Source organism: Pseudofrankia inefficax (assembly GCF_000166135.1).
Classification (GTDB): domain Bacteria; phylum Actinomycetota; class Actinomycetes; order Frankiales; family Frankiaceae; genus Pseudofrankia; species Pseudofrankia inefficax.
On the sequence record NC_014666.1, the window covers coordinates 8,203,035 to 8,224,427 of the forward strand.

The 21,393-nt window shown below is 68.3% G+C and carries 17 protein-coding genes; 7 read left to right on the forward strand and 10 right to left on the reverse strand.

The window, feature by feature from the left end; genetic code table 11:
- The first annotated feature begins 416 nt into the window (after positions 1-416).
- From FRAEUI1C_RS40550 to FRAEUI1C_RS33330, 4 genes are all read left to right on the forward strand, one after another.
- A complete protein-coding gene (locus FRAEUI1C_RS40550) occupies positions 417-1,085 on the forward strand; it encodes a hypothetical protein (protein WP_198318672.1) in 669 nt (222 codons plus the stop codon).
- A 208-nt stretch (positions 1,086-1,293) separates the two neighbouring features.
- Positions 1,294-1,953, forward strand: a complete 660-nt coding sequence (locus tag FRAEUI1C_RS33320) for a YdcF family protein (protein ID WP_013427789.1) — start codon at positions 1,294-1,296, stop codon at positions 1,951-1,953.
- Between the two features lie 351 nt (positions 1,954-2,304).
- Entirely contained in the window at positions 2,305-2,997 is a 693-nt protein-coding gene (locus FRAEUI1C_RS33325; RefSeq protein WP_232425212.1) for a dTMP kinase, read from the forward strand.
- A gap of 90 nt (positions 2,998-3,087) precedes the next feature.
- The gene (locus FRAEUI1C_RS33330; RefSeq protein ID WP_013427792.1) at positions 3,088-4,320 is read left to right on the forward strand and encodes a DNA sulfur modification protein DndB; all 1,233 of its coding nucleotides are present in this window, start codon (positions 3,088-3,090) and stop codon (positions 4,318-4,320) included.
- Between the two features lie 103 nt (positions 4,321-4,423).
- Here the strand turns inward: FRAEUI1C_RS33330 and FRAEUI1C_RS33335 are convergent, their stop codons facing one another.
- From FRAEUI1C_RS33335 to FRAEUI1C_RS33355, 7 genes are all read right to left on the reverse strand, one after another.
- Positions 4,424-7,501 carry a Z1 domain-containing protein gene (locus tag FRAEUI1C_RS33335; protein WP_013427793.1) on the reverse strand — a complete coding sequence of 1,026 codons (3,078 nt, stop codon included), beginning with the start codon at positions 7,499-7,501 and terminating at the stop codon, positions 4,424-4,426.
- Positions 7,502-7,503: 2 nt separating this feature from the next.
- Entirely contained in the window at positions 7,504-8,493 is a 990-nt protein-coding gene (locus tag FRAEUI1C_RS33340; RefSeq protein ID WP_013427794.1) for a PD-(D/E)XK motif protein, read from the reverse strand.
- Entirely contained in the window at positions 8,490-10,037 is a 1,548-nt protein-coding gene (locus FRAEUI1C_RS33345; RefSeq protein WP_013427795.1) for an ATP-binding protein, read from the reverse strand. The genes FRAEUI1C_RS33340 and FRAEUI1C_RS33345 overlap by 4 nt, the downstream gene beginning before the upstream one ends.
- Positions 10,038-10,052: 15 nt before the next feature.
- Positions 10,053-10,670, reverse strand: coding sequence for a DNA cytosine methyltransferase (locus FRAEUI1C_RS39940; protein WP_071587973.1), 618 nt, complete (start codon positions 10,668-10,670; stop codon positions 10,053-10,055).
- Positions 10,671-10,723: 53 nt separating this feature from the next.
- The gene (locus tag FRAEUI1C_RS42085; protein WP_157735602.1) at positions 10,724-10,897 is read right to left on the reverse strand and encodes a DNA cytosine methyltransferase; all 174 of its coding nucleotides are present in this window, start codon (positions 10,895-10,897) and stop codon (positions 10,724-10,726) included.
- The gene (locus tag FRAEUI1C_RS36925) at positions 10,887-11,300 is read right to left on the reverse strand and encodes a DNA cytosine methyltransferase (protein WP_157735145.1); all 414 of its coding nucleotides are present in this window, start codon (positions 11,298-11,300) and stop codon (positions 10,887-10,889) included. The genes FRAEUI1C_RS42085 and FRAEUI1C_RS36925 overlap by 11 nt, the downstream gene beginning before the upstream one ends.
- Positions 11,301-11,588: 288 nt before the next feature.
- Positions 11,589-12,026, reverse strand: coding sequence for a very short patch repair endonuclease (locus FRAEUI1C_RS33355; RefSeq protein ID WP_013427796.1), 438 nt, complete (start codon positions 12,024-12,026; stop codon positions 11,589-11,591).
- 771 nt (positions 12,027-12,797) lie between these two features.
- On the opposite strand from FRAEUI1C_RS33355, the gene FRAEUI1C_RS42090 reads away from it, so the two are divergent.
- A complete protein-coding gene (locus FRAEUI1C_RS42090; protein WP_013427797.1) occupies positions 12,798-14,084 on the forward strand; it encodes a peptidylprolyl isomerase in 1,287 nt (428 codons plus the stop codon).
- Between the two features lie 171 nt (positions 14,085-14,255).
- On the opposite strand, the gene FRAEUI1C_RS33365 is transcribed toward FRAEUI1C_RS42090, so the two are convergent.
- Together FRAEUI1C_RS33365 and FRAEUI1C_RS33370 are read right to left on the reverse strand one after the other, a co-directional pair.
- A complete protein-coding gene (locus tag FRAEUI1C_RS33365; RefSeq protein ID WP_013427798.1) occupies positions 14,256-16,433 on the reverse strand; it encodes an EAL domain-containing protein in 2,178 nt (725 codons plus the stop codon).
- A gap of 757 nt (positions 16,434-17,190) precedes the next feature.
- The gene (locus tag FRAEUI1C_RS33370) at positions 17,191-18,057 is read right to left on the reverse strand and encodes a Sco1979 family transcriptional regulator (protein WP_013427799.1); all 867 of its coding nucleotides are present in this window, start codon (positions 18,055-18,057) and stop codon (positions 17,191-17,193) included.
- A gap of 1,427 nt (positions 18,058-19,484) precedes the next feature.
- Between FRAEUI1C_RS33370 and FRAEUI1C_RS33375 the strand changes: the two genes are divergently transcribed.
- Entirely contained in the window at positions 19,485-19,715 is a 231-nt protein-coding gene (locus FRAEUI1C_RS33375) for a DUF397 domain-containing protein (protein ID WP_013427800.1), read from the forward strand.
- A gap of 56 nt (positions 19,716-19,771) precedes the next feature.
- Entirely contained in the window at positions 19,772-20,560 is a 789-nt protein-coding gene (locus tag FRAEUI1C_RS33380) for a hypothetical protein (protein WP_041262091.1), read from the forward strand.
- 267 nt (positions 20,561-20,827) lie between these two features.
- Here FRAEUI1C_RS33380 and FRAEUI1C_RS33385 read toward each other — a convergent pair whose 3' ends face one another.
- Entirely contained in the window at positions 20,828-21,034 is a 207-nt protein-coding gene (locus FRAEUI1C_RS33385) for a cold-shock protein (RefSeq protein ID WP_013427802.1), read from the reverse strand.
- Positions 21,035-21,393 lie beyond the last annotated feature (359 nt).

Sequence of the window (21,393 nt, forward strand, 5' to 3'; positions counted from 1 at the left end):
GCGTAGCGCCGCGCCTCAGTCGGCGTAGCGCCGCGCCCGACAAGGGGCCGCCCGCTCCGCGCCTTGATCATGATCGTCGGCTTGGCCCTCGAGTGGTTGCGGCCAGGCCCGATTCACGACCGCCCGAGGGCGAAAACGGCGATCACCGCGCCGGGCCGACCGTCGCGGGCGCTGCGCTAGCCGCTGCGGGGCTGCCGGACCGGCCGGGATTCTCCCGCTGCGCGCGCCGGTTGAGGCGAACAGATCGCCGACGCCGGTGGACGCGGATTCAGCTTCATAACGGACAGTCAAGATCTCAACCAGAAGTCCACTACCAGGACACGGACACGACACAAAGCAGTCGCTTGACTTCGCTGCGCTCTCACCTGCCGCTACTGTTGCCACCTCATGTGACTCGGGGGGGCGCAATGCGAAACATGCGGGCGATCGACGGACGAACGGACATCAGGCTCGCTGAGGCGTCGGCGTTAGGACGACCGCGCCGGCACGTGGTGGCCGGCGCGTGGTTGGCCGCTCCTTTGGCGGTCCTGGTGCTGGGCCTGGCCGGATGCTCGTCTCACACCGGTGACGACGCGTCGGGCTCGGCTCAGGTCGAGGCCAGCGCCGTTGGCCTGGTGGCCCCGGAGACGTCGGATCCGGCGACATCCGAGCCCTCCCTCGGCGATACGCCTTTGGGACTCGACGTCGCCGCCGACCCACCGCCCGTCGCGCCCACGTCCGCTATTCCGCCGACGACGAAGGCGGCCCAGGCGGCGCCAGCGCAAACGGCGCCAACTCGGGCGGCCGCCGCCGCGGTGGCGGCTCCGCACACGTCGCAGGCCCCGCCGCCACCGCCAGCCCAGGCTGCCCCGCCGCCGCAGAACCAGGCGCCCGCACCAGCACCGCCGGCGACAACGGCTCCGCCGCCGGCGAACTGTGACCCCGCCTACCCGGACAACTGCCTGCACGACGGCATTGGCGACTACGACTGCGCGGGCGGCTCCGGTAACGGTCCCAACTACGTAAGTGGCCCGATCCGCGTGTTGCCCCCGGACCCCTTCGGTCTCGACGGCGACGGCGACGGGATCGGCTGTCAGTCCTCCTGACCGAGCGGCGAGCCGGCCGCACCAGCTCTCGCACGGGGGTGGTGGGGCCGGCCAGGCCGTCGCGGCCGTGCCGCACGGCGTTCCACGGATGCGCAGCGCTGTTCCACGGGCGTGCCGCGCGGCGGTTCCTCGGGCGTAGCGCGAAGCGCGGACACTTTGGCGCTGGCCTGGAGCAGGCCGGCGCCGGTCCGACCCGGATGATGAGGACATGCCGGTGGCCTGGTGGGTGGCGTTCGCCGCGGTCGGGATGGTGGTCCTGGCAGCGTGTGCCGTCGAGCTCACGCACTGGACCGCGTCCCGCCGGCATTTCCCCGACCCACCAGCGAAGACCGGCGCCGACGACCAGACCGAGGTCATCGTGGTCTTAGGCTGCCCGACTCGCCACAACGGCAACGTAAGCGCCAACCAGCAGTGGCGGACCAAGATCGCAGTTCGCTCCCGGCGGCGCCGCACGGACAGCCTGCTGGTCTTCACCGGGGCAGCGACGCTGGGCGCCGCAGTTGCCGAAGCGGACACGATGGCTGGTTATGCGCGTTCCGCCCTCGGGGTCGCCGAGGAGCTGATCGTGTCCGAAGCCAGCTCGCGCTCCACCCGAGAGAACCTCGCCTTCTCCACCCCACAGCTGGAGCAGGCGACCGTCATCAGGATCGCGTCGAACCCGCTGCACGCCGCCCGGGCCCGCCGCTACCTACGCCAGAGCCGCCCCGACCTGTTCGCCCGCCTCGCGCGAACCCGCGACTACCGCCCGTTCGAACACCCCTGGCTCAAGCTCAACTCGGCCTTCTACGAACTAGGCCGCCCCATCCTGCGCCGCCAGTTCCCCAAACTCCGCGACCGCTTCCAAGGCCGCACCCGCCCGAAGCCCTAGCTCCGCCTCCGCTTAGGTGCGCTCGTTCCGACGTCCCCATGATCACCGTTTCGGCCCTCTGAGGGTCGTTGCCGGGTCTGTTTCGTAGCCAGGAGAGGGCGAAAACGCCGATCAACGGGACGGGCGGACCTCGGCGGCGACAGCGCCAAGGTCCGCCCGCCCGGCCAGCGCCCCGCCGCCGTCAGATTGGCATCCGCCCACCGCGACGACACCGCGAAAGACCGCCTGGGCCATCGTCCGCTCGCCGCGTCACCGGGGCCCGGCCACCCGATCATGATCCGTAGCCGGCACCACCGGGGCGAACGGGCTCAACGAAGCGGTTTACGGTCGGGTATGCGCGCTCGACCGAGAATGATCGTGCTTGTCGGCGTCGACGGGGCCGGCAAGTCGACCGCGGCACGACGACTCGCCAACGAACTGACGGCCTCGGGCACCCCCGCGCGCTACTTCGAGAACGCTGGCGGCCGGCCGATCATCGACGCCCTCGCACACCGCCTCGGCCGCCGCGACGGCCGCCATCTCCTGGGAAACCGCGGCTACCTCGGCGTCGAGGTCACCATCCGCTGGCTCGCGATCACCCGCGCCGTGACCCTCTCGACGCTCACCCGCCGAGTAGCCGTCATGGACCGCTACACCTACTGCCAATACGCCATCATGCGAGCCCGAGGCGACAGCCGCCCGACTCGCAGACCGACCGACGACCAGGACCTCTGGGAGGCTATCGATACGAGTGGCGGTCACGGGCGAGGCTTCAACCGCAGTGACCCACAGACCGGTGGACACGCCGAACGGCTGGTCCGCCTCTTGTACGCCCCATTTCCCAAGCCGGACGCCACCTTCTACCTGGCGGTTCCGCCCGAGAAGGCAGCCCGCCGCGTCCAGGCTCGCGGCCGCGACGTCGAGGACCCCATCTACCTAGCCGCCTTCGCCGCGGCCTACCACACTCTTCCCGAGTTCCCGGGGTTCACAGTGATCGACGCATCCGGCAACGCCGAAGAGCTCCTCGCCACCATCCAATCCCACCGATGCCCGTTGAACGACTGATTCCACTTAAAGGGTGTCGTAGGTGGATGAGACGATTAGAGGCAAGCGTGCGACGTTCCAACGGGACGCGTGTGGTCGGAGGGGGCAGACATGATCCAGATCGAGGGCGACAGGGTGAGTGGGCGTCGGAGGGAAACGACGTTCCTAGCTCAGCGGTCCTACCAGGGTGGTCGTATCGTATATACGATACGCGTTCCACTGACCACGCTCGATCTAATCCTGCCGTTGCCGGATCCCGACCAGCCGATCGCCGACAATCGCAGGGTCGATCCCCGACACGCTAAGGCGTTCGGCGACTACATCAAGGCGAAGCAGAGTTGGGTGGCACCGACCTTGCTCACCCGCGACAACGGCGGCTGCCGGTTCGTGGAGGTCCCCGACACCGACGGGCAGATCGGCTACCTGACGATCCCGTGGGCGACCGGAGCGATCTCGCCGCTGACTAACGTCGACGGTCAGCATCGCATCCTCGGCATCCATTTGATCATAAGGGCGCTGGGCGAGGAGGTCCAGAAGATCGACCGCGAGATCGGTCGGACCACTCGCGCTGATCGGATCGCCAACTTCGAGGTGGCGCGGGACAAGCTCACCGCCGACCTCAAGCGCCTCGAGAACGAGTCCGTAGGGGTCGACATTTACCTCGAACCGAGCAACGTCCTGGCCAGACAGATGTTCGTGGACGTGGCGGACAACGCAAAGGGCATCTCCAGCGCGCTGAGGGCCCGCTTCGACAGCAGCAAGGTCGCGAACCGGATCCTCGACCCGGTGATCGGCCACGCCCTACTCAAGGACAAGATCGACCTCGAGCAGGACAGGATGACGGGCAGGAACCCGAACCTCATGGGCGCCAAGCACGTCGCGGACCTCATCCGCGGGGTCGCCGTCGGCGTCGGGGGACGGATGGGCAGGCAGCAGGAGCAGGATCTGGCCGACGAGGTACTGGTCGAACGTGTCCACGGATTCCTGAACTGCCTCGCAGACGGGTTCGCGGATCTGTCGGCTATCGCAGAGGGCGCCCTCAAGCCGGTTGACCTGCGGGCGCAGTCGCTGCTCGGCTCGGTCGGCATGCTGCGAGTTCTGGCCGGCGTCTACCACGAGCTGCTCGAGACCGAGGAAGCGTCGGACGAGGAGATCATCGCCTTCTTCAGCAACCTGGATCCCCACATGAACGCGCCCGCTTCCGGCAGCGGCATCTGGCTTAGCACCGTCGCCCGGGCGGACTTCGAACCCAACGGCGCTTCGCTGATCATGCGTACCCAGAACCTTGTGCACCTGGCCAAGGTCGTTACCGGTTGGTACCGCACTCCGCCAAACATCCTCTGATTCTGAGTACCCGACGGCTGTCCCCCGCAACCGCGCGGGGGACAGCCGTCGGAAGCCGCCTATACCGCGTTCGACCGACAGCTCTCAGCAGGCAATGATGCTGCTATCGCTGGGCGTCGCGTTGGATAATGGCGCCAGCGTCGCTCTTCTTGACCTTGAAACCGATCTTGGACTTGGCAAGGAACGGTAGGGCGTAGGAGATGAGGGTCGCCACGTCACCGGCGGGTACGGGATCCGGGAGGTCGCTGGCGTTCTTGGGGCCGGCGGGTCCGGTGTCGAGCGCGAGGTTGAGCAGGACCGCCCCACGGGTAGGAGCGTGAAGCCCGACGGCGTAGGGGCCGCCCCTCGTGTCCAGTTCCTTGGTTCCCGACGGGCCGTCGACCAGCACACCGGCGATCGTCCGCATCGCGTCACGTTGCCTCGGTGAGCTGCCGTTGAAGCCTGGACGGTCTTTACGCCGGGACGTGTTGATGACCGGCAGTGGCATCGGATGGTCTCCAGGGCGCCGGTGTGCAGCGCCCTGGAGCAGGGGCACGAAGACGACGAAGTCCCGCAGGATGCCGTCTTCGATCAACTCGTGGACGGCTCGCAGGCTGGGGCGTGGGTCCCAGCCTGGCAGCCAGATGAGCCCTGACATCACCTCGTACACCACCTGCGCAGGCACGACGCCGAACCGCACCTGGTACGGAGACACCTCGTGCCCAGGCCGCCCATGCTCGTTGAAGTGCTGGAACTCCGCGCGCGACGTGAGCGCAGAAATCAGCGGCAGTACCGCGGCGAGGTTTCGGGCGTTACGAGACCCGTCGCCCCGGTCCGGAAGCAGAGTGAAGTCCTCGACCTTGCCGCCAGCGCCCTGCCGGACAAGTTCGGCGTTGTACATCTTGCTGGTGGACGTCGGTTTGAGCCAGGGGAGCTGTTGGAAGACCATCGGCGGGACGTCTTCGGGTCGGACGCCTGGCAGGCCGTCGGGCGTCGGCTCGGAGTAGCGACGCAGCTCCGCGCGGAAGTCCTCCTCGTCCTCGACGATAGCTTGGAACGCCTCGTAGAGGTCGTAGGTCTTGGTGCCGACGCGAACGTTGCGGCCGATGTGGAGGCGGACGAGGTCGTGGTATCCGCGGCGGAAGCCGAACCAACGACCCATCTGCATGAGGGAGTCGGCCTGCCCTGTCCTCCTGGTGTAATAGGAGATCGTAAGCCCCTCGACGGTGAAGCCCCGACTCAGCTTGGCGCCACCCACTAGGATCTTCCAGACGTCGCCGGTCTGGAAGTTCAATTCGTCCTGCTCGTAGTCCTTCTCCTTACTCCCGTTTACGACTATGACCGGGGAGCGGCCTTTCTCGATCCGGCCGAGGACGAGCCCAATCTTGTCGACGAGTTCGTCGAAAGTTGCGGGCAGGGGCATAGCGTCCGGCGCGGCCTTCCCCTCCGACGCGGCACGACCCCGCGCCCTGACTAGCAGTGCGGCGGCGACGGGGGAATAGTCCTCGTCGAACAGCTTGCGCAACCGGGCCGTCCCAGCCTGCGTGTCATAGCCGGAACGCCGCCAGATCTCGCGAATCCTGTTCGCGAGGTCGGCGTGGTCCGCCACGTTGACTGACTCGTGGACCAGCATGGTGTGATGTTGGAACCTCAGGTTCGGTCTGACACTCTGGCGATAAAGCTTGATCGCACCCGACAACACGAAAGCGTCGAGGGCTCCCTGCATCTCCTCGCGCCAGCAGTCCTCGTCGTCGACCGACGCGGTCAGGTCTCGGACGTAGGCCTTCTCGTTGGAGTTGTGAATCGTCTTGGCCTGGTCGCCGTAGTCGACGCCCAGGTCGTGGAAGTCCGCCGCGCCCATGTAACCGTCGGGCCGTTCGAGGGCAAGTATGAAATCCTTCGGGAAGATGTCCTCGGAGTCGTCGGGATCGACGAAGACGTTCGCGAACGGGGTGGCCGTATAGCCAATGTACTGCGCTCTACTCAGGACTCTCAGCAGTTCGGAGATCTGCCGATTGACAGCGGTCCGCTCCTGTTTCTCCTTCGGCGTCAATCTGGGCTTGCGGGTGTTGACGGAGGCTTGGTCGGCCTCGTCGTCGATGATCAGGGTCGGGATCTCGCCCAGATTCGCGCGGATCCCGCGTAGGTCAGCGACGAGCTTCTTCAGGACGGTGCTGTTCTTCTTGACGACCGCGATCCGGACATCGCTGGACAGGAGGTTCTCGGGACGGTAGAGGGGCACCAGCTTGTTCTTGAGTTGATTTCCCGCCCGGAAATCGAGCACCGCGAGACCTTGCTGGAGCCTCTTGTAGTCGCCATTGTAGGTGCTGAGCCGGTGGACGGCGGGAACCTCGTCCAGATTGCCGATCTCGACGCCGTGACGCAGGAAGCGGCCGTCGTGCCAGTCGGTGTCCCCATGATAGTCAGTCTCCGCGAACTGTACAGGGTCGTTTTCGTCGCGGCCGACGAGGATGTTCTCGACGCCAATCAGCTCCATGTCCAGACGTCGCTGCGTCTGCTGTCGCAGAATCTCGACAGTGCCAGTCAAGACGATGACGAGCCGAAATCCGGCGTCGATCGCCTTCGCCACGACGCCGGTAAAGTTCGCTGTCTTGCCGCTCTGTACGTAGCCGACGACGAGGCCGCGCGATTGGAACCGTTCCTCCCAGGTCGGATCGGCCAATCGTTCGACGACTGCGGTCGTCGCTGTATCGAGTCGTCCGAGCGCCGGAGCCGCCCATCCCTCTCTCGCCAGAAGGTCCGAGTACGCCTTCCAGTAGAAGTCGTGACCGGCCCGCCGTTGGGCGGTGTACCAGTGGTGCCAGTCCTTGTCCCTGGCCTCGATGACGACGCCGGCCGGGTCCGGAGGGTAGACCGCCTCTATCGTCGGCCAGGACGGCTCCGTGAACGCCAGCGCGCGGTAGATCACGGCTCGGCGCTCGGCCGTGTGGTGCCGTGTGCCCTCAGCCCAGGATGCGTCGTCGCCGGTGACGGCGTCCCACCGGGCGACGAGGATCTGGAACTGGATCCGGATCTCGTCGTTGACGCCCTGCCGGTTGAGGGCCTCGACGAGTGCCTTCTCGTCGTAGGGCGGGGCGCCTTTGCGCGCGGCGAAGAAGTTCACGGTGTCAAGAAGCGCCGAGGGCGCCTCGTCCAGCATGCTGTTCAGCGCCGGCAACAGGCCGACGACACAACCGCTCATGGTCAGGAAACCCCCGTGGGACCAGGTCCGGCGAATGCGGCAAGTGCCGTCGGCGGAGTGCCTGGCGGCCAGCTCGTCAGGTCGAGACGGTATGAGACGGCTGCGACAAGTTCGGGATGGTGGATCATGGTCTCTATGTGGTCTCGGGTGATAGCCGGGAAGTCGTCATCGACCAGGTAGGCTGCAGGCGTGGTCCGCAAGAGGTAGCGCTCGCGGTAAAGGTCGGCGTCGCCTGCGCGCCATCCGGCTGCACGCAGGAGGCCGTCGAAGGCGGTGGTCTCGTCAACCAGCCGTCCGCGCACCCTGCCGACGAGCTCGGGCAGGGTGACGCTGTCCCGGTTGGGTCCAGTCCGGGTGAGTTGGATCGAAACCAGCCACAGCGGACGGTGGGGGTTAGCCGCGAGCTGGGTCTCGCTGGCGATCAGATGCGTCCGCTTCTCGGACAACGTCGCCTTCACCTCAAGGTCGACGTCAGTCAATCCGAAGTCGTGCTCGCCGCGATCCGGGCCGAGCCAGGCCCCGACCGCCGTCTTCTCGCCGAGGCCGGTCAGCAGATGGTTGAGCACCAGCAGCTCGCCTAGGAGGCCGACTGCCCTGTCCTCGCTAAGACGGGCGCGGGTGGCGAGCAGGTCGTGGAACGAGTCGATCGACAGAGCAGTGGCCTGCCGTAACGGCCTGCCCGTGACGAGATCGTCGACGACAGCCTCGACCAGCGCGTACGCCTCGACGTGGGCCAGGTGAGCGTCGATGTCAAGCACGAACCAAGGCCCCTCGCCATCGCGGTACACGGACGCGACAGAGACTCGGCTGAGCGCGGCGACATCCGGCTCCGGTCCGTCAACCGGCGTCCACAGCTCGATTCGCTCGACCTTCGGATCGATCTTCAAGAGGCACGTCGGCCGGTCGGCCAACAACAGCGTGATTGGGGAGCCAGCGACGAAATACTTCTCCAGCGTCTCCGGGCTCAGATGTTCGCGTGGGTTCAGGGTCATCGATCTTCCTTCGGCGGACCGAGGCCCGCGTCGATTTGCGCATGAACTGCGCGGTAGAGGATCTCCTGCCACGCCGCAAGCTCGGCCTTGCCCCTCGGGCCAAGGTAGGTGCCTTGAAAAAACTGGTTCGTGAGCAGGTGTAGCAGCGTCTTCAATACGGGCGCGTCGTCCGGGTCCTCGCTTTCCCAGCCGACCAGCGCTTCCCGGTAGCGGCGGTTGAGAACCAGCTCTGCCTTTTCTCGGTCGACGTCGAACACTCGGCGTCTTTGGAGCCATCTCCAGCGGATCGCGATCGGCGGGACGCCACGATCGAACTCGACGGCCTCGCCGTAGCCCCTTAGGACCGCGTCGGGCAGTCCACCATCCGGTTCGACCACGGTGATTGGCTGGCGTTGACGGGCACGTCCACGTTTCTCTACCCCGGCGGCCACGTCGAGGTAATCAAGGAGGTTCTCGCCTGTGGTCACGCATGTCGCGGTCTCCAAGGCGCGGCGCAGGTCCGCCGAGAGCGTCAGACCAGACTTCTCGGGATTGATCGTCGCGTGGCCCCCACCGGTTCCAACGATGTCCAGTGCAATGCGGGCCAGTTCCCATCCCGGCCGGTCAGCCCACAGTCCGCACCAGCCACCGATCTGGAGGAGCCGGTCGCGGCGGTAGGCGAAGATGCCCTGGAACTTAACTCCCGGATCTCCGCCGAGCTTGAACTCCGGGGCCTGCGACCGCGCCGGCCAGACATGCACGACCGCTCTAACAGGCTCAGAACCGTCGGGCAGGTCGATCCGTAGTCGCTGCGGGAAATCCGGGTCTCCCGAGACGGGGTACGCGAAAGGGTTGGTGATCTCTACGCGTCGAGGGATTCCGCCAGCGCCAGCAACCACGTCCCAGGTTTCCAGGGTGATCCGCGGTCCGGACGGCCGGGCGAGCAGCCGATGGAACACCACCCCCAGGTGGTTCCGGATCTTGAGCATCGCATCCTGGAGCCAGCGTCGCTGCTCGTCCGGATCACGGGTGCTCGGGAAGGTGCGGACGTCGCGCCACTCGATCAGGGTCCCGGTCACGAACCGCATCGCAGTCGCGACACCGTCGATCCGGGCCTCCACGTCCGCCGGGTTCAGCTCGCCGACCAGCGGGGACGACGTGTCACCCGACCTGATTAGCTTTCGTCCGACAGGGGTCGCGCCGCGGGCACGCGAGCAGATCAGCACGGTGTCCGCTTGGCTGAGCGAAGCCGCCTTGAGGCCGACACCGAAATGGCCAAGGTCCGTGTCACCGTATTGACGCGTGCCGGCGTACATCATCGCCGCGTCAACCGCGGCCAGATCCATTCCCCGCCCGTCATCGATCACCTGCAGACCGACAGGCGCGTCGCTGGCGAGGAGGATCCGGATGCAGATCGCCCGGGCGCGAGCGTCGATGGAGTTGTCGACGAGGTCCGCCACGGCCGAGGCGAGCGTGTGGTGCAGGCCGATCCTGTTCGCGAGCGCAGGGTCCATCCGCACGGCCTGCATTGCCCCGACAGCCGCCGGCACCTCGAACGACGTCATGAACCCCCTCCACGATCACCCTGCCACCCGGGCGCGCCACAAACGCGAGCTGATCGCGACACAATACGACGCGACACGCTCGACGCCCACAGAGCCCACAGAGTGGCACCGGAAAGGCGAACAGAGCGAATGTAGTGCTACAAGGAAGGCGTAGGCTGAAGATTCGATCTTGGCGTCGGCGACCGCCAAGCCGACGGGCGCGCCCCCGGACCGGCTCACTTCCTCCATCGCTGCGATCTGTTCGCCGATGCGTTGCGCGAGCAAGCCTGGCGCCGCGTTGCCGACCTGGAGGGCCATGGCCTCGACACCGCCGCGGAGTTCCGCGGTCGGTGGAAAAGTCTGGAGCAGCATCGCCTCACGAAGCGTGATCGCACGATCCTGGACGGGATGAGCGAAACGTCCGCGGGTGACGTTGGTGCACCATGAGGTCTGGGTCGGTGCGACCTGGTCCCACCACATCCGGCCGTAGATGTCGTAGTGTCCCTTGTGATCACGATGGCAGTCGAATACCGGGTTGTCGGGAAGGTCTGCGCGACCTCCACCCTCCGGGATCGTGCGCAGCCGTCGAATCGCGATCTCGCTGTGTCGCCGGGCCGCGTGAAACCGATCGTTCGGGTCCACCTGACCGGACATCAGCGGACGTAGACGACCAATCGTCTCGCTGACGGTCGCGTACGGGCGCCGAGCTAGTATGGGCGGCGTTTCCGGGGCGCGGTGAGTCTCCGGCGGCAATCGAGGCTGGAGACTCGGCTGGCAATCACGAGGACTCGTTTGCGGCGTTGAGGCACTCCGTAGTCAGCAGTGTCGACGACGTGCGAGACGACCCGGTCGCCGAGCTCGTCGAGTTCGTCACAGAAGATCCGGAAATAGTGCTCCCAGCGACCCGACCAGGCCGGGGACGTTCTCGAAAGCGATGTGTCGAGGGCGTAGTTCCCTGACCATGCGTAGGTACTCGTAGATGAGTTCGTTGCGACGCAAGTCCTCGGCGTCCGCGTCTTGCCCGCGGCGAAGGACCGTGAAGCTCTGGCAGGGTGGGCAACCGAACAGTAGCGTCAGCTCGCCGGGGACCACCCCGGCCGCGCGCAGGTCGTCCAGCGAGACGTCCCGGATGTCGCGCACGATCGGCCACAGGCCCAAGTTGGCCTCATAGGCAGCGGCCGCCATGCTGCCGATCTCCACCGCCGCTACGGGCTTGAAGCCCGCGACCCAGAAGCCCATGGAACCACCGCCGCAGCCGGCAAAAAGGTCGACGACCGTGTACACGAACCCGTCACCCTCCCGCAACGCCCGCGGCCCAACACGCAAGGCCTTCGACAAGGCCAGAGGAAACCTCCGCCAAACCGGCGCAAGTTCCATCTCCCACAACCGACGACGCCAACCGCCCCGCCTACTTAGGAAGACAAACTTACCATACCTCTCAACGGATCCCCATTCAACTATTGTCCATATTTCGCGGCTACTGTCGCTACGCGCCACAACTTGCCCGCGCGGAGGCCTGGTGGCGGGATCGATGAACGCGTAGGACAGGGCCGGCGCAATCGCTCCTACAGTTCAGCTGACGGTAAGCCTTCGCGTCCGGACGACCTCCGCAACCCTTTCCGCAGCGACACCCGGGTCCTCGTGCTCCCACACCCGGACGACTTGCCATCCAGCAGCCTCAAGGACGTGATCGGTGTTGAGGTCCCGTTCCCGGTTGATGCGGACCTTCTCGGCCCAGAAATCGGCATTTGTCTTGGCCACAGTGTGGTGTCGCGGACAGCCGTGCCAGAAGCACCCGTCGAGGAATACGACTACCCTCACCCGCGGGAACACCAGGTCGCCCGTCCGCCGAACCGCCGGCAGCGGTCGTGCACCGACGCGGTACCGCAGGCCGAGGCCGTGCACTGCGGAGCGCAGCGCCAGCTCGGGTTTGGTGTCGCGAGACTTGTTGGAGCGCATCGAGGCCCGGACGCCCGCGGAGGACGCCCACGACTCCCGAGTCCTCGCCACGAAGCCCAGCCTAACGGCAGCCGACCGGGCCGTTCCGTCACACCCTCACGAAGCCAAACAGAGCGACAAGCGGTCGCCAAGCGGAACCGCTACGGCCTCCTATCTCCTCCTCGTTTACGTCGATTGGTCGGCTCTACGACAATCGCTCCTCGCACCGTTGGACGGATAATACGTTGTCCGCCCGCAAGTCCCGCACAGACGAGGTGGGATTCAGAAGTGGGCAAATAGGTCACGGACTTCGTGATATGGTCACGTGCCATCCAGTCGAACTGGTATAGCCCCCCCTCATCGTCGTGGTGCCTGTCGAGGTCGTCGTGCAGGCGACGCAGAGCCGCAACGCGAACCGCCCTCAATGTGGCCGAATAGGTTCATCACGATGGCTCCCTGAACGGCACACCGATGTCGATGGGTGGCCGCGCAGGCAGCAAGGCGAGACCGAGCTATCTGACAGGGATCATGCATCGGGTCGGGCCGGGTCGGGCGGACAACTTGCCGTCCGACGCCCGACCTCGGCGGCGACTTTGCTGGGCGACACCAGGAGGGCGGAGATCTCGGCAACCGAGCGGCCGCCGCTCAGTTCCGGATCGAGCACGGCGCTTTGCGGGCCGCCGTATCACCCAGCGCGAAGGGTCTCCTGCCCTCATTTGCGTCCAGCCCGCGACCGCCATCCAGGCGTCGCCAGCTCGTAACCAAATGTGTTCGCTCCGGCGGAGGGAGGCGGCCGTCGTACAGGTTGGGTTGCTAGGCTGCGACGCCGGGAGGTAGCAACTGATGCCGGACGAGAAGGACCCCGCCGGGCCGGATGAACGGCCCGCCGAGTCGAGTGCGCCGGCAGAGCCGGCGGCCAAGACCAGCACCGCGCCGCCGATCATCGTTTCGGCCGCCGGAATCCCGATGATCCCGGGCGTCGGCACGGCCGACGCGCTGCCGGGTGGGTGGGCTGGCCTGCTGCCGCCACCACGGGATCCAGCCGCCGGGCCGTGGTCGGCCACCGGTCCGACGCTGCGTGACGGCGCGGCCGACGACGAGGACGACGACGCGCGGGACGAGGACGACGACCTCGACGAGGCCGACGCCAAGGACCTCGACGCCAAGGACCTCAGCGCCGACGACCTCGATGCCGAGGACGACGCCCCGGGCGCCAGGCACCTCGCCCCCGAGAACCCGGACGCCGAGGACTTCGACGAGCCTGACCCCGCCGACTTCGATGACGACGAGGACGACGAGGACGACGAGGACGACGACGAAGACGACGAGGCGAAGCCGAGCTGGCAGAAGGACATCTCGGCCGGGGCGCCACGCCGCCGTCAGCTGTCGCCCGAGGTGAAGGTCGCCGCCTTCGGCCTGTTGGCCGCGGCGCTGCTCATCACCGGCGCGGTCCTGATCTCGAAGGCGGTCGGTGGCTCGTCGAGCTCCGCCGACACGCTGGCCACGCTGCCGACCCCGACCACCAAGCCGCTCGCGTCGACCAAGGTTGGCGACTGCGTCTACACCGAGGATGGCCAGCAGCCAGCCCGGGACGTCACGCTCCCGCCGGCCGGGCCGAGCGTCGACACGAAGACCGCGACGATGACGATCAACACCAACTACGGCACGATGGTCGCCACGCTGGACGCGGCGAAGGCTCCGTGCACGGTGCACGCACTGGAGTACCTCGCTCAGCACAAGTTCTACGACCAGACGACCTGCCATCGCGAGACGGCCGGGTCGACCTCCGAGATCTTCGTCCTGCAGTGCGGTGACCCGACCGCCCAGGGCTCCGGCACCCCTGGGTTCGCCTACAAGAACGAGAACACGAGCGGCGTCAACTACAACCGCGGTGTCCTCGCGATGGCGAACGGTGGCCCGGACACCAACGGCAGCCAGTTCTTCATCAGCTACGCCGATCCGACCGAGGCCGGCGCCCAGGCGCTGGCCGGCGGCTACACGGTCTTCGGCCAGATCACCCAGGGCCTGGACGTGCTCGACAAGATCACCGCTCCGGGTGTGCAGGGTGAAGCCGGCGACGGCCCGCCGGCCAGCAAGCCCGAGATCGCCTCGGTCACCATCACCCAGTAAGGCGCCCGGTGGTGCGGCTCCTCGGCATCGACTGACGATGCCGAGGAGCCCGAACCCGCCGCGGGGCAGCGGCCGGGGGTCAACCGCCTTCTTGACTGCTGGTCATAACGACCCGGGCGACGAATAGCTCGAAAGTCGCATCAGGGTCCGGTCGGGTCGCGCCAAACAGGCTCAGGCCCGGTGGCGGGGAGCCACATGGTCATGCAGCCGGTGGTCCCGCGCCGCTGGAACCGGCATGACGGTCGGGTGCGGCCCATGCCTCCCGCCGGCGCCCGCGGGCTCCCCCGCGAAGACGGCGGCGAGCCGGTCGGAGCAGACCGGATGGCCGAACAGGTGGCCCTGGCCGAAGTCGGCGCCGTGTGCCAGCATCCGCGCCGCCTGCTCGCGCGTCTCGACGCCCTCGACGGTCACGGTGTGCCCGAGCCGGTGCGCGATCAGGACGATGCCCTCGACCATGTGGTCCAGCGCCAGCGCCGAGAGGCTTTCTCGACCCGCGTCCGGCCCGTCGACGTCCGCGTCGTCGTCGACCTGGCCCGCGAACTGGCCCGCGAGCTTGAGCGAGCTGACCGGCAGCGTCGGCAGGTAGGCGAAGTTCGAGTAGCCGGTGCCGAAGTCATCGATCGCGATCCGGATGCCGGCGGCGGCGAGGGCGCGCAGCGCCTCCAACGGCCGGCCGACCGTGTCGAGCATCAGGCTCTCGACCAGCTCGAGCTGCAGCCGGCCGGGCTCGATCCCGGCCCGCTCGACGATCCGGAGGATGACCGGCACGACGTCCGGTTCCTCCAGCTGGCGTACCGAGAGGTTCACGCTGACGAACGGGCGGACCGGTGGCTCGTCGTCGCCGAGCGCGGTGGCGGTCGCGGCGACGTTCGCCCACCGGGCCGCGTCCTGGCAGGCCGTCTCCAGCACGTGCAGACCGAGCGGGACGATCAGGCCGGACTCCTCGGCGGCGCCGATGAACTCCTCCGGCCGGCGCATCCCGCGCCGTGGATGGTTCCAGCGCACGAGCGCCTCGGCGCCCTGTATCCGCCCGTCGAGCAGCCGGACGATCGGCTGGTAGTGCACGACGAACTGACCGTCCCGCAGCGCGGCCGCGATCGCGCGGGTCGTCCGGGCCGCGGCGGCGGCCTGGTCCGACTCCGACACCCTGGTCGCGTCGACGCGTTGGCTCGTCGCGCCGTCCGAGCCGGTCACGGCGCCGGCCGCCGTGGGCGCCGAGGCGTCCGGCCCGGCCTGCCCCGGCGCGTACCGCGGGTCGGGCCGGTAGGTGACGTCCTCGATCGTGACGGCGAAGCACACCCGGGCCGCGTCGTCCTCGACCATCGTCGCCGTCAGCGCCACCCACACGGGCCCGCCGTCGGGGCCGGCCGTCCGGTCCAGCCGCCAGATGCCGTGCCCGGACCGGCCGGCCCGCACCGCGGCCCACATGTCGATCAGCTCGGCCCGATCCCGGGAGTGCACCAGGTCCCAGACGTCGCCGATGGACAGGTGCGCGAGGTCCCGGCCGACGATCTGGCTGGCGGTGTCGTTGACCTCGACGATCTCGCCGCAGTCGGCGACCACCAGGGCGCCGATGCCGGCGTGGTCGAAGGCCGCGCGGAACTGGGCCGCGCCGCTGCGGCGGGCCCGCTGCGCGCTGCGCAGGGCGGCGAGCTCGGCCCGCTGCTTCTCGGCGGCGACGGCCTGGTCCCGCGTGCGGACGGCGTCGCCGTGACCGGCGGCGAGCGCGCCAAGGAGCGCGAAGACGGCGGCCGCGCGCCCGGCGCCGGCGGCGGCGGCCAGCGCAGGACCGAGGACGTCAACGCTGCGGGCGAGCGCGTCCGGGTCGGCGAACCCGATCCGGACCAGCCGCGCACCGACCGCTCGGCCGGTCTCCCGGTCGACCGGGTCGGCCGCGACCGCGCGGAACAGCCGACCGGTGAGTTCGCGCAGCTCGGCCCGCATCGCCACGCCGTCGACGGGGTCGGTGGCGGCGAACGGGTCCGGGGGGCCAAACCCGGCTGGGGGCCCGAATCCGGCCGCAGGTGCCGACTGGACCGCGGGGGCAAACACCTCGACGGCGGCCGGTGAGGGCGGAGCCGACGAGGGCGGATAGGCCGGCCCGCTGAGAACCGCGCACATGTCCGCGGCGGCGTCCTCCGGCTCCCCGTCGGAAATCGTGGCGGTGCCGGTCGGCTCGGCGGACGTCGAGCCGGCCGGTCCGGAAACGGGCCGCTTCTTCCGCGTTGCCGCAGGGGGCGGCGCGCTGGGCGGGGTCATCCGCCCGGCAGGCGCCAGCGGTGCCACACCCGCGCGTGCCAACAGCACGGTCACCGCCTCATACCAACGATCGGCGATCGGGTCGTCCACGGCGCCTTCCCTGCGGGTCCGCGAGTTGATTGGGCCTCATCGTCCCAGAACGAGTTGACGCCTCCGCACGGGCACCCCTGCGTGGATCGGAACCCAACACGGCTCATGCGGGCTCCCGTCGGCACCACGCTGGGCGATTTCACCCGGGTCCGGCGGCGCGGCTCGCGATTGCGACATAACCGCGTGCGAGGCAGCGCGGTGCCGGCCCGAAAGCGAGGGTCGCCGTCGCATCCGGCCCGCCGGCGGCCCGGCCTGCGCCCAACACGGCCGGACGAACCAGGACGGAGTTAGCGGAATGTCCCCTCCGTATAAACGCGAGATTCGATGCCCGGCCGCCACCGGCGAGTAACAAAGCCGAATCACGTGCACGTCGCCAACCGAGGTGTAACGCGCCGGCCCACAATCCGCATGACGCGGGAAATGCGGCCCGCACAATGCACGCGCAGAATGCACGGCCGTTCTGCACGGCGTGTATGCACGTGCACGCCGGCTGAACCCGAATGGAACACGGCCAAGGCCGAGGCCGCCAGAAAAGGTTCCGTCACGTAAGGGCCAGCCCGAAAAGGCTTCCGCGGGCACCGTCACGGGCCCGAGGGGGTACCGCGGTGCCAGGTGTGGGCCACGCGCTCACGAGGCGTGGCCGGCCCCGGTCCGCGACGGCCGCCGCCAGTGCGCCAGCCCTGCTGGGGCGAACGCTGGCTCCCCGCGGCGGAGCCAGCGAGGAGGCTGAGCCGCAGGCAGCCGGTCTGTCAGGCCGTCAGAGCTGGCCGGCAATCTTCTTCAGGACGTCCGCGGTACGGGCCGGCGTCGTGCTGTCGACCGCCAGCCGGTCCATGGCCTCCATGTACCGGTCCACTTCCTCGCGTTTGTCCAGGTAGTTGGCACCGCCGAGCACCTCGATGTACACGACATCCGGAATGTCCGGTTCGGGGAATCGCAGGATGCTGAAGGCGCCGCCCTCGGCCGCGTGGCCGCCGAAGTCGAACGGCATGACCTGCAACGTCAGCGTCGGCGTGGACATCAGGTCGATGAGGTGTTCGATCTGCGCCTTCATCGTCTTGACGCCGCCGATCGGCCGCCGCAGCGCCGCCTCGTCGATGACGACCCACAGCCGCGGGGCGTTTTCCCTGCTCAGGACCTTCTGGCGGTTCATCCGTACGTTGACGCGGGCCTCGATGATCTCTTTCGACACGCCCCGGTTTCCCTGGGCGATGATCGCGCGTGCGTACTCCTCCGTCTGCAGAAGGCCCGGGATGAACTGGAGTTCGTAGGTACGGATGAGGGACGCCGACTCCTCCAGCCCGATGTATGGCTGGAACCAGTTCGGCAGGACCTCGGAGAAGCTCTGCCACCAACCCTGCTGGTTTGCCTCGCGGACCAGCGCCATGAACGGCGCCCGCTCTGCCTCTTCGGTCACGCCGTAAAGAGTAAGCAGATCCTCGACGTCACGTTCCTTGAAACTCACACGTCCGAGCTCGAGCCGGCTGATCTTTGACTCGGATCCACGAATGTGGTAGCCCGCGTCTTCACGAGAGACGCCTTTGTCCTCACGCAACCGCCGCAGCTGGGAGCCGAGCATGATGCGACGAACGGTCGGGCCACCGCCCGCCGACGCTGTCGTCACGTCCCACTCCCTCTGATCCTGCCGTCGTAACGGTAAGCAAGCTTGTCCGTGTCCGGGCGCGGCGTCCAGACCCATCCGGGGTAAAAGTCTCGCGACCTGCGGGGCAGAACGTCCCACGACCCTTGCCGATCACGATTCACCGGGGATGCCACGTCCGCCGAATGGCTCGAAATCGGAGCAAAACAGACATTCACTCCGTCGCAACCGGTCACTGAATCGTGAAACCCCCGAACCCGCCCGGACCCGACGACCCGCCCGGAGCGGCCGAACGCCTCTATTCTGCCTGCGCCCGGAGCGCCCCCGGCCGTCACCGCCAGCGCCCCGGACTCGCGCGAACCGACCGGGCTTCCCCGATGGCGGAGGAGCTTCGCCGAAGCGACATTGCGGCCATCCCCGTGACATGACTCACAGTCATCCCAGACGCAGGCCACATAGGCAAGACGGCCCGGCCGATGATCGACAGATCGTCAACGCACAGTGACAATGGGGAGCCACTTGCGGGCGCGCAAAAGGGCAGGCCGACCACCCCGGGGCGCAGGGCGCCCTCGTCCGCCACTCGACCCCTCCATCGCGGTCACCGCGCGGGACCTCCCAGCCCACGCCCAGACGCACCCAGCCTGATCGGCCACGGTCCGTCAATTGCGTGATTCCTACACCATCGCGGGCCGGTTGGCACTATCGCCCCGATATGCCGCGTTGGGTATAGATCTCCGTCACGCTACGAACACGCTACCAACCCTGCCGGGCCCTTCCCCCTGCGCGGCGATCGGGCCACCCCTTCCGCGGTCATCCCCTTCGCCGGGCCGGAGCGTGTCGGCGCGGAGAACGCCCAGCCCGCGACCGCCGGTGCCGTGATGCGCCGGCCGAAGCGACACGGCAAAGGAGACGTAGGCCACAAAACGGCCGGGCTCCGTCGGATCGGGGAATCGAACCGGGGCGACCAGTCGACGCCCGTCGCCGCATTTGCGCAGGTCACCGGCTTGCAAGCCCGTGGGCCAGGACTGACGGAGCCACTTGCTCCTGCGGACGATGAGAACGTTCGCTCCCAACGTTTGCACACGTCCTCTCCCGGGCAGATGCACGTGCATGCGACCGTGCCATACTGCTGCTGCACAAAGAAGCACGGCGTATCCGGGAACTTCCGCGACGCGGAGGGGGGTGGGCTGGTGTACCCGACCACAGGTCGGCGTCCCGCTGGGACAGCCGTGACGGTCATCGTTGCGGGCCGCCGAGCGCATGCCCGGACCGGTTCGTCAGAGGGACTGGTCGGAGGGCAGCCCCTCGCGAGGCGGAGGCACGGCTTGCAGGACCGCTCGCAGCATCCGCGCCGTTCGCCAATGGCGACGAACGGCGCGGCCACCTCGTTTGACACGGATTCGGGGTGCGGTGGCAACCCTCCCCGGCATCCTCAGGAGACCGCCTTGACCATGATCTACAACGGCATGTCTGCTGCCGCTCTGAAAAGCGCCACCTGGCAGAAGAGCCGGCGCAGCAACTCCCAGGGGAACTGCGTCGAGATGGCGCGGATCTCGGGCGATGCCGTCGCGGTCCGTAACTCCCGGCATCCGCAGGGACCGGCTCTCATCTACACCCTCGCCGAGATCGAGGCCCTGATCATGGGTGCCAAGGACGGCGACTTCGACAACTTGCTCTGCTGATGGGCGTCGTCGTCGCCGCCACCGCCACGCCTGCCTCGCGCTCGTTCGGAGCCCGCATGGACACCCTGACTTCCTCGGAGAAGACGCTGACTGGAGAGCGCATCTTCACGTCCAGTGACCTTCCGAGCCTGTCGTTGCCCGACGCCGACGGCTTGGTGACCTGTCGGTGGTTCCAGGATCCGGCTCCCGGCCGGACCGCCTGGCGGACTTCCTCCCAGACCTACCGGCCCCCGCTGGCGGCGGCGGAGGCCTCCGCGGTCGACGACGACAACTTCGCGCCGCGTGGCCCCGGCCAGGTCGCGTTCGTCGCCGTCGACCGCACCTGGCTCGTCCGGGAGGGCATGGACCGGGTGCGCACCCGCGCGGTCGACGCGGTGGTGCTGCACGCCAAGGCCAGTCCTCCCGGTCGGACCGCGCTCGCGTTGGCGTTCAGCGCGCACCTGCGCACTCGCCAGCACCGGATGGGTCTCGGCGCGGATGTCGTCACGGCGGCGGTACGCCCCGACCTCGCCGGCGCACCCGACGCGTTCCGGGTTCCGCACCTGGTCACGGTCTCCGACGGCACCGGCACGGTCGCCGACACGATCATCTGGCAGGTCATGACCGGCGCGCGGTACGACGCCTGGCTCGGTGGGGCGCCGCGGCCCGATCATGTGGCGATCGAGACCGCCCTGCCCGGTCTCGTCCGGCTGCGCCACCTGTGGCGCACTGGCCGGCTGGACCGCTCCCGCGCCGACACGCTGGCCGCCGTCCTCGACGGGGGCGAGCTCACCGCGCAGAAGATCTTCCGCTACCCGCGCGTCGTGCTCCCGATCGCCACCCGCGCCCTGCGCGGCGTCCTCTAGCACCTCGCCGCGTCCGGACCATCGGGCGACGGCTCGCACCCACCTGCCAGCCCCGGCACGACGATGTGCCCGGGGCCACCCACCCCGGACGGCCCGCCAGCGACGCCGGCCACCGCGCCAAGCCAGCCCCGGCCACATCGATGTGTCCGGGGTTTCCTGCTGTCTGGGGCGGTTTCCTGCTGTCGGAGGACAGAGGCGCCGCGACAGGCGGGGCCGAGACCTCGGGCCGCCCGTCGAGGGGCTCGACGGGCGGCCCGGCGGCCGTCGTCAGCTGGTAGGACGCACCTTGCCGGCCTGCGGCCCCTTCTGCCCCTGCTCGATGTCGAACTCGACGCGCTGCCCCTCGTCGAGGGATCTGAAGCCGTCGGTCTGGATCGCCGAGTAGTGGACGAAGACGTCCGGGCCACCGCCGTCCACCGCGATGAACCCGAAGCCCTTTTCGGAGTTGAACCACTTCACGGTGCCCGAAGCCATGTCGACCTCCATGCCGATATTCGTGGGTGGGCTGCGCACCACCCCGCCCCACGCCGCCGGCACACCCCGCCACGGGCAGCCGGCGACGGTTCCCCCAGCCTGTCGCGCTGTCCCCGTCCACACCCGGCGGCGCGACAGCGGCCAGTTCGGGGGGACGGCGACGTCGTCACTCTATCCGCGCCGACCGACAACTGGATCATTGACCGCGCCGGCCGCAGGGCGTCGGCGTCCGTTCCGAGCGGGCACCGTCGTTACCAATGGCGGTACCTTCACTACCAACGGTTATCGCGTGGACGGCGATCGCGAACTCGCCAGCCCGGCCGAGGCCACCGGCGGTGTGGCCCGGCCGCGACGGGGGA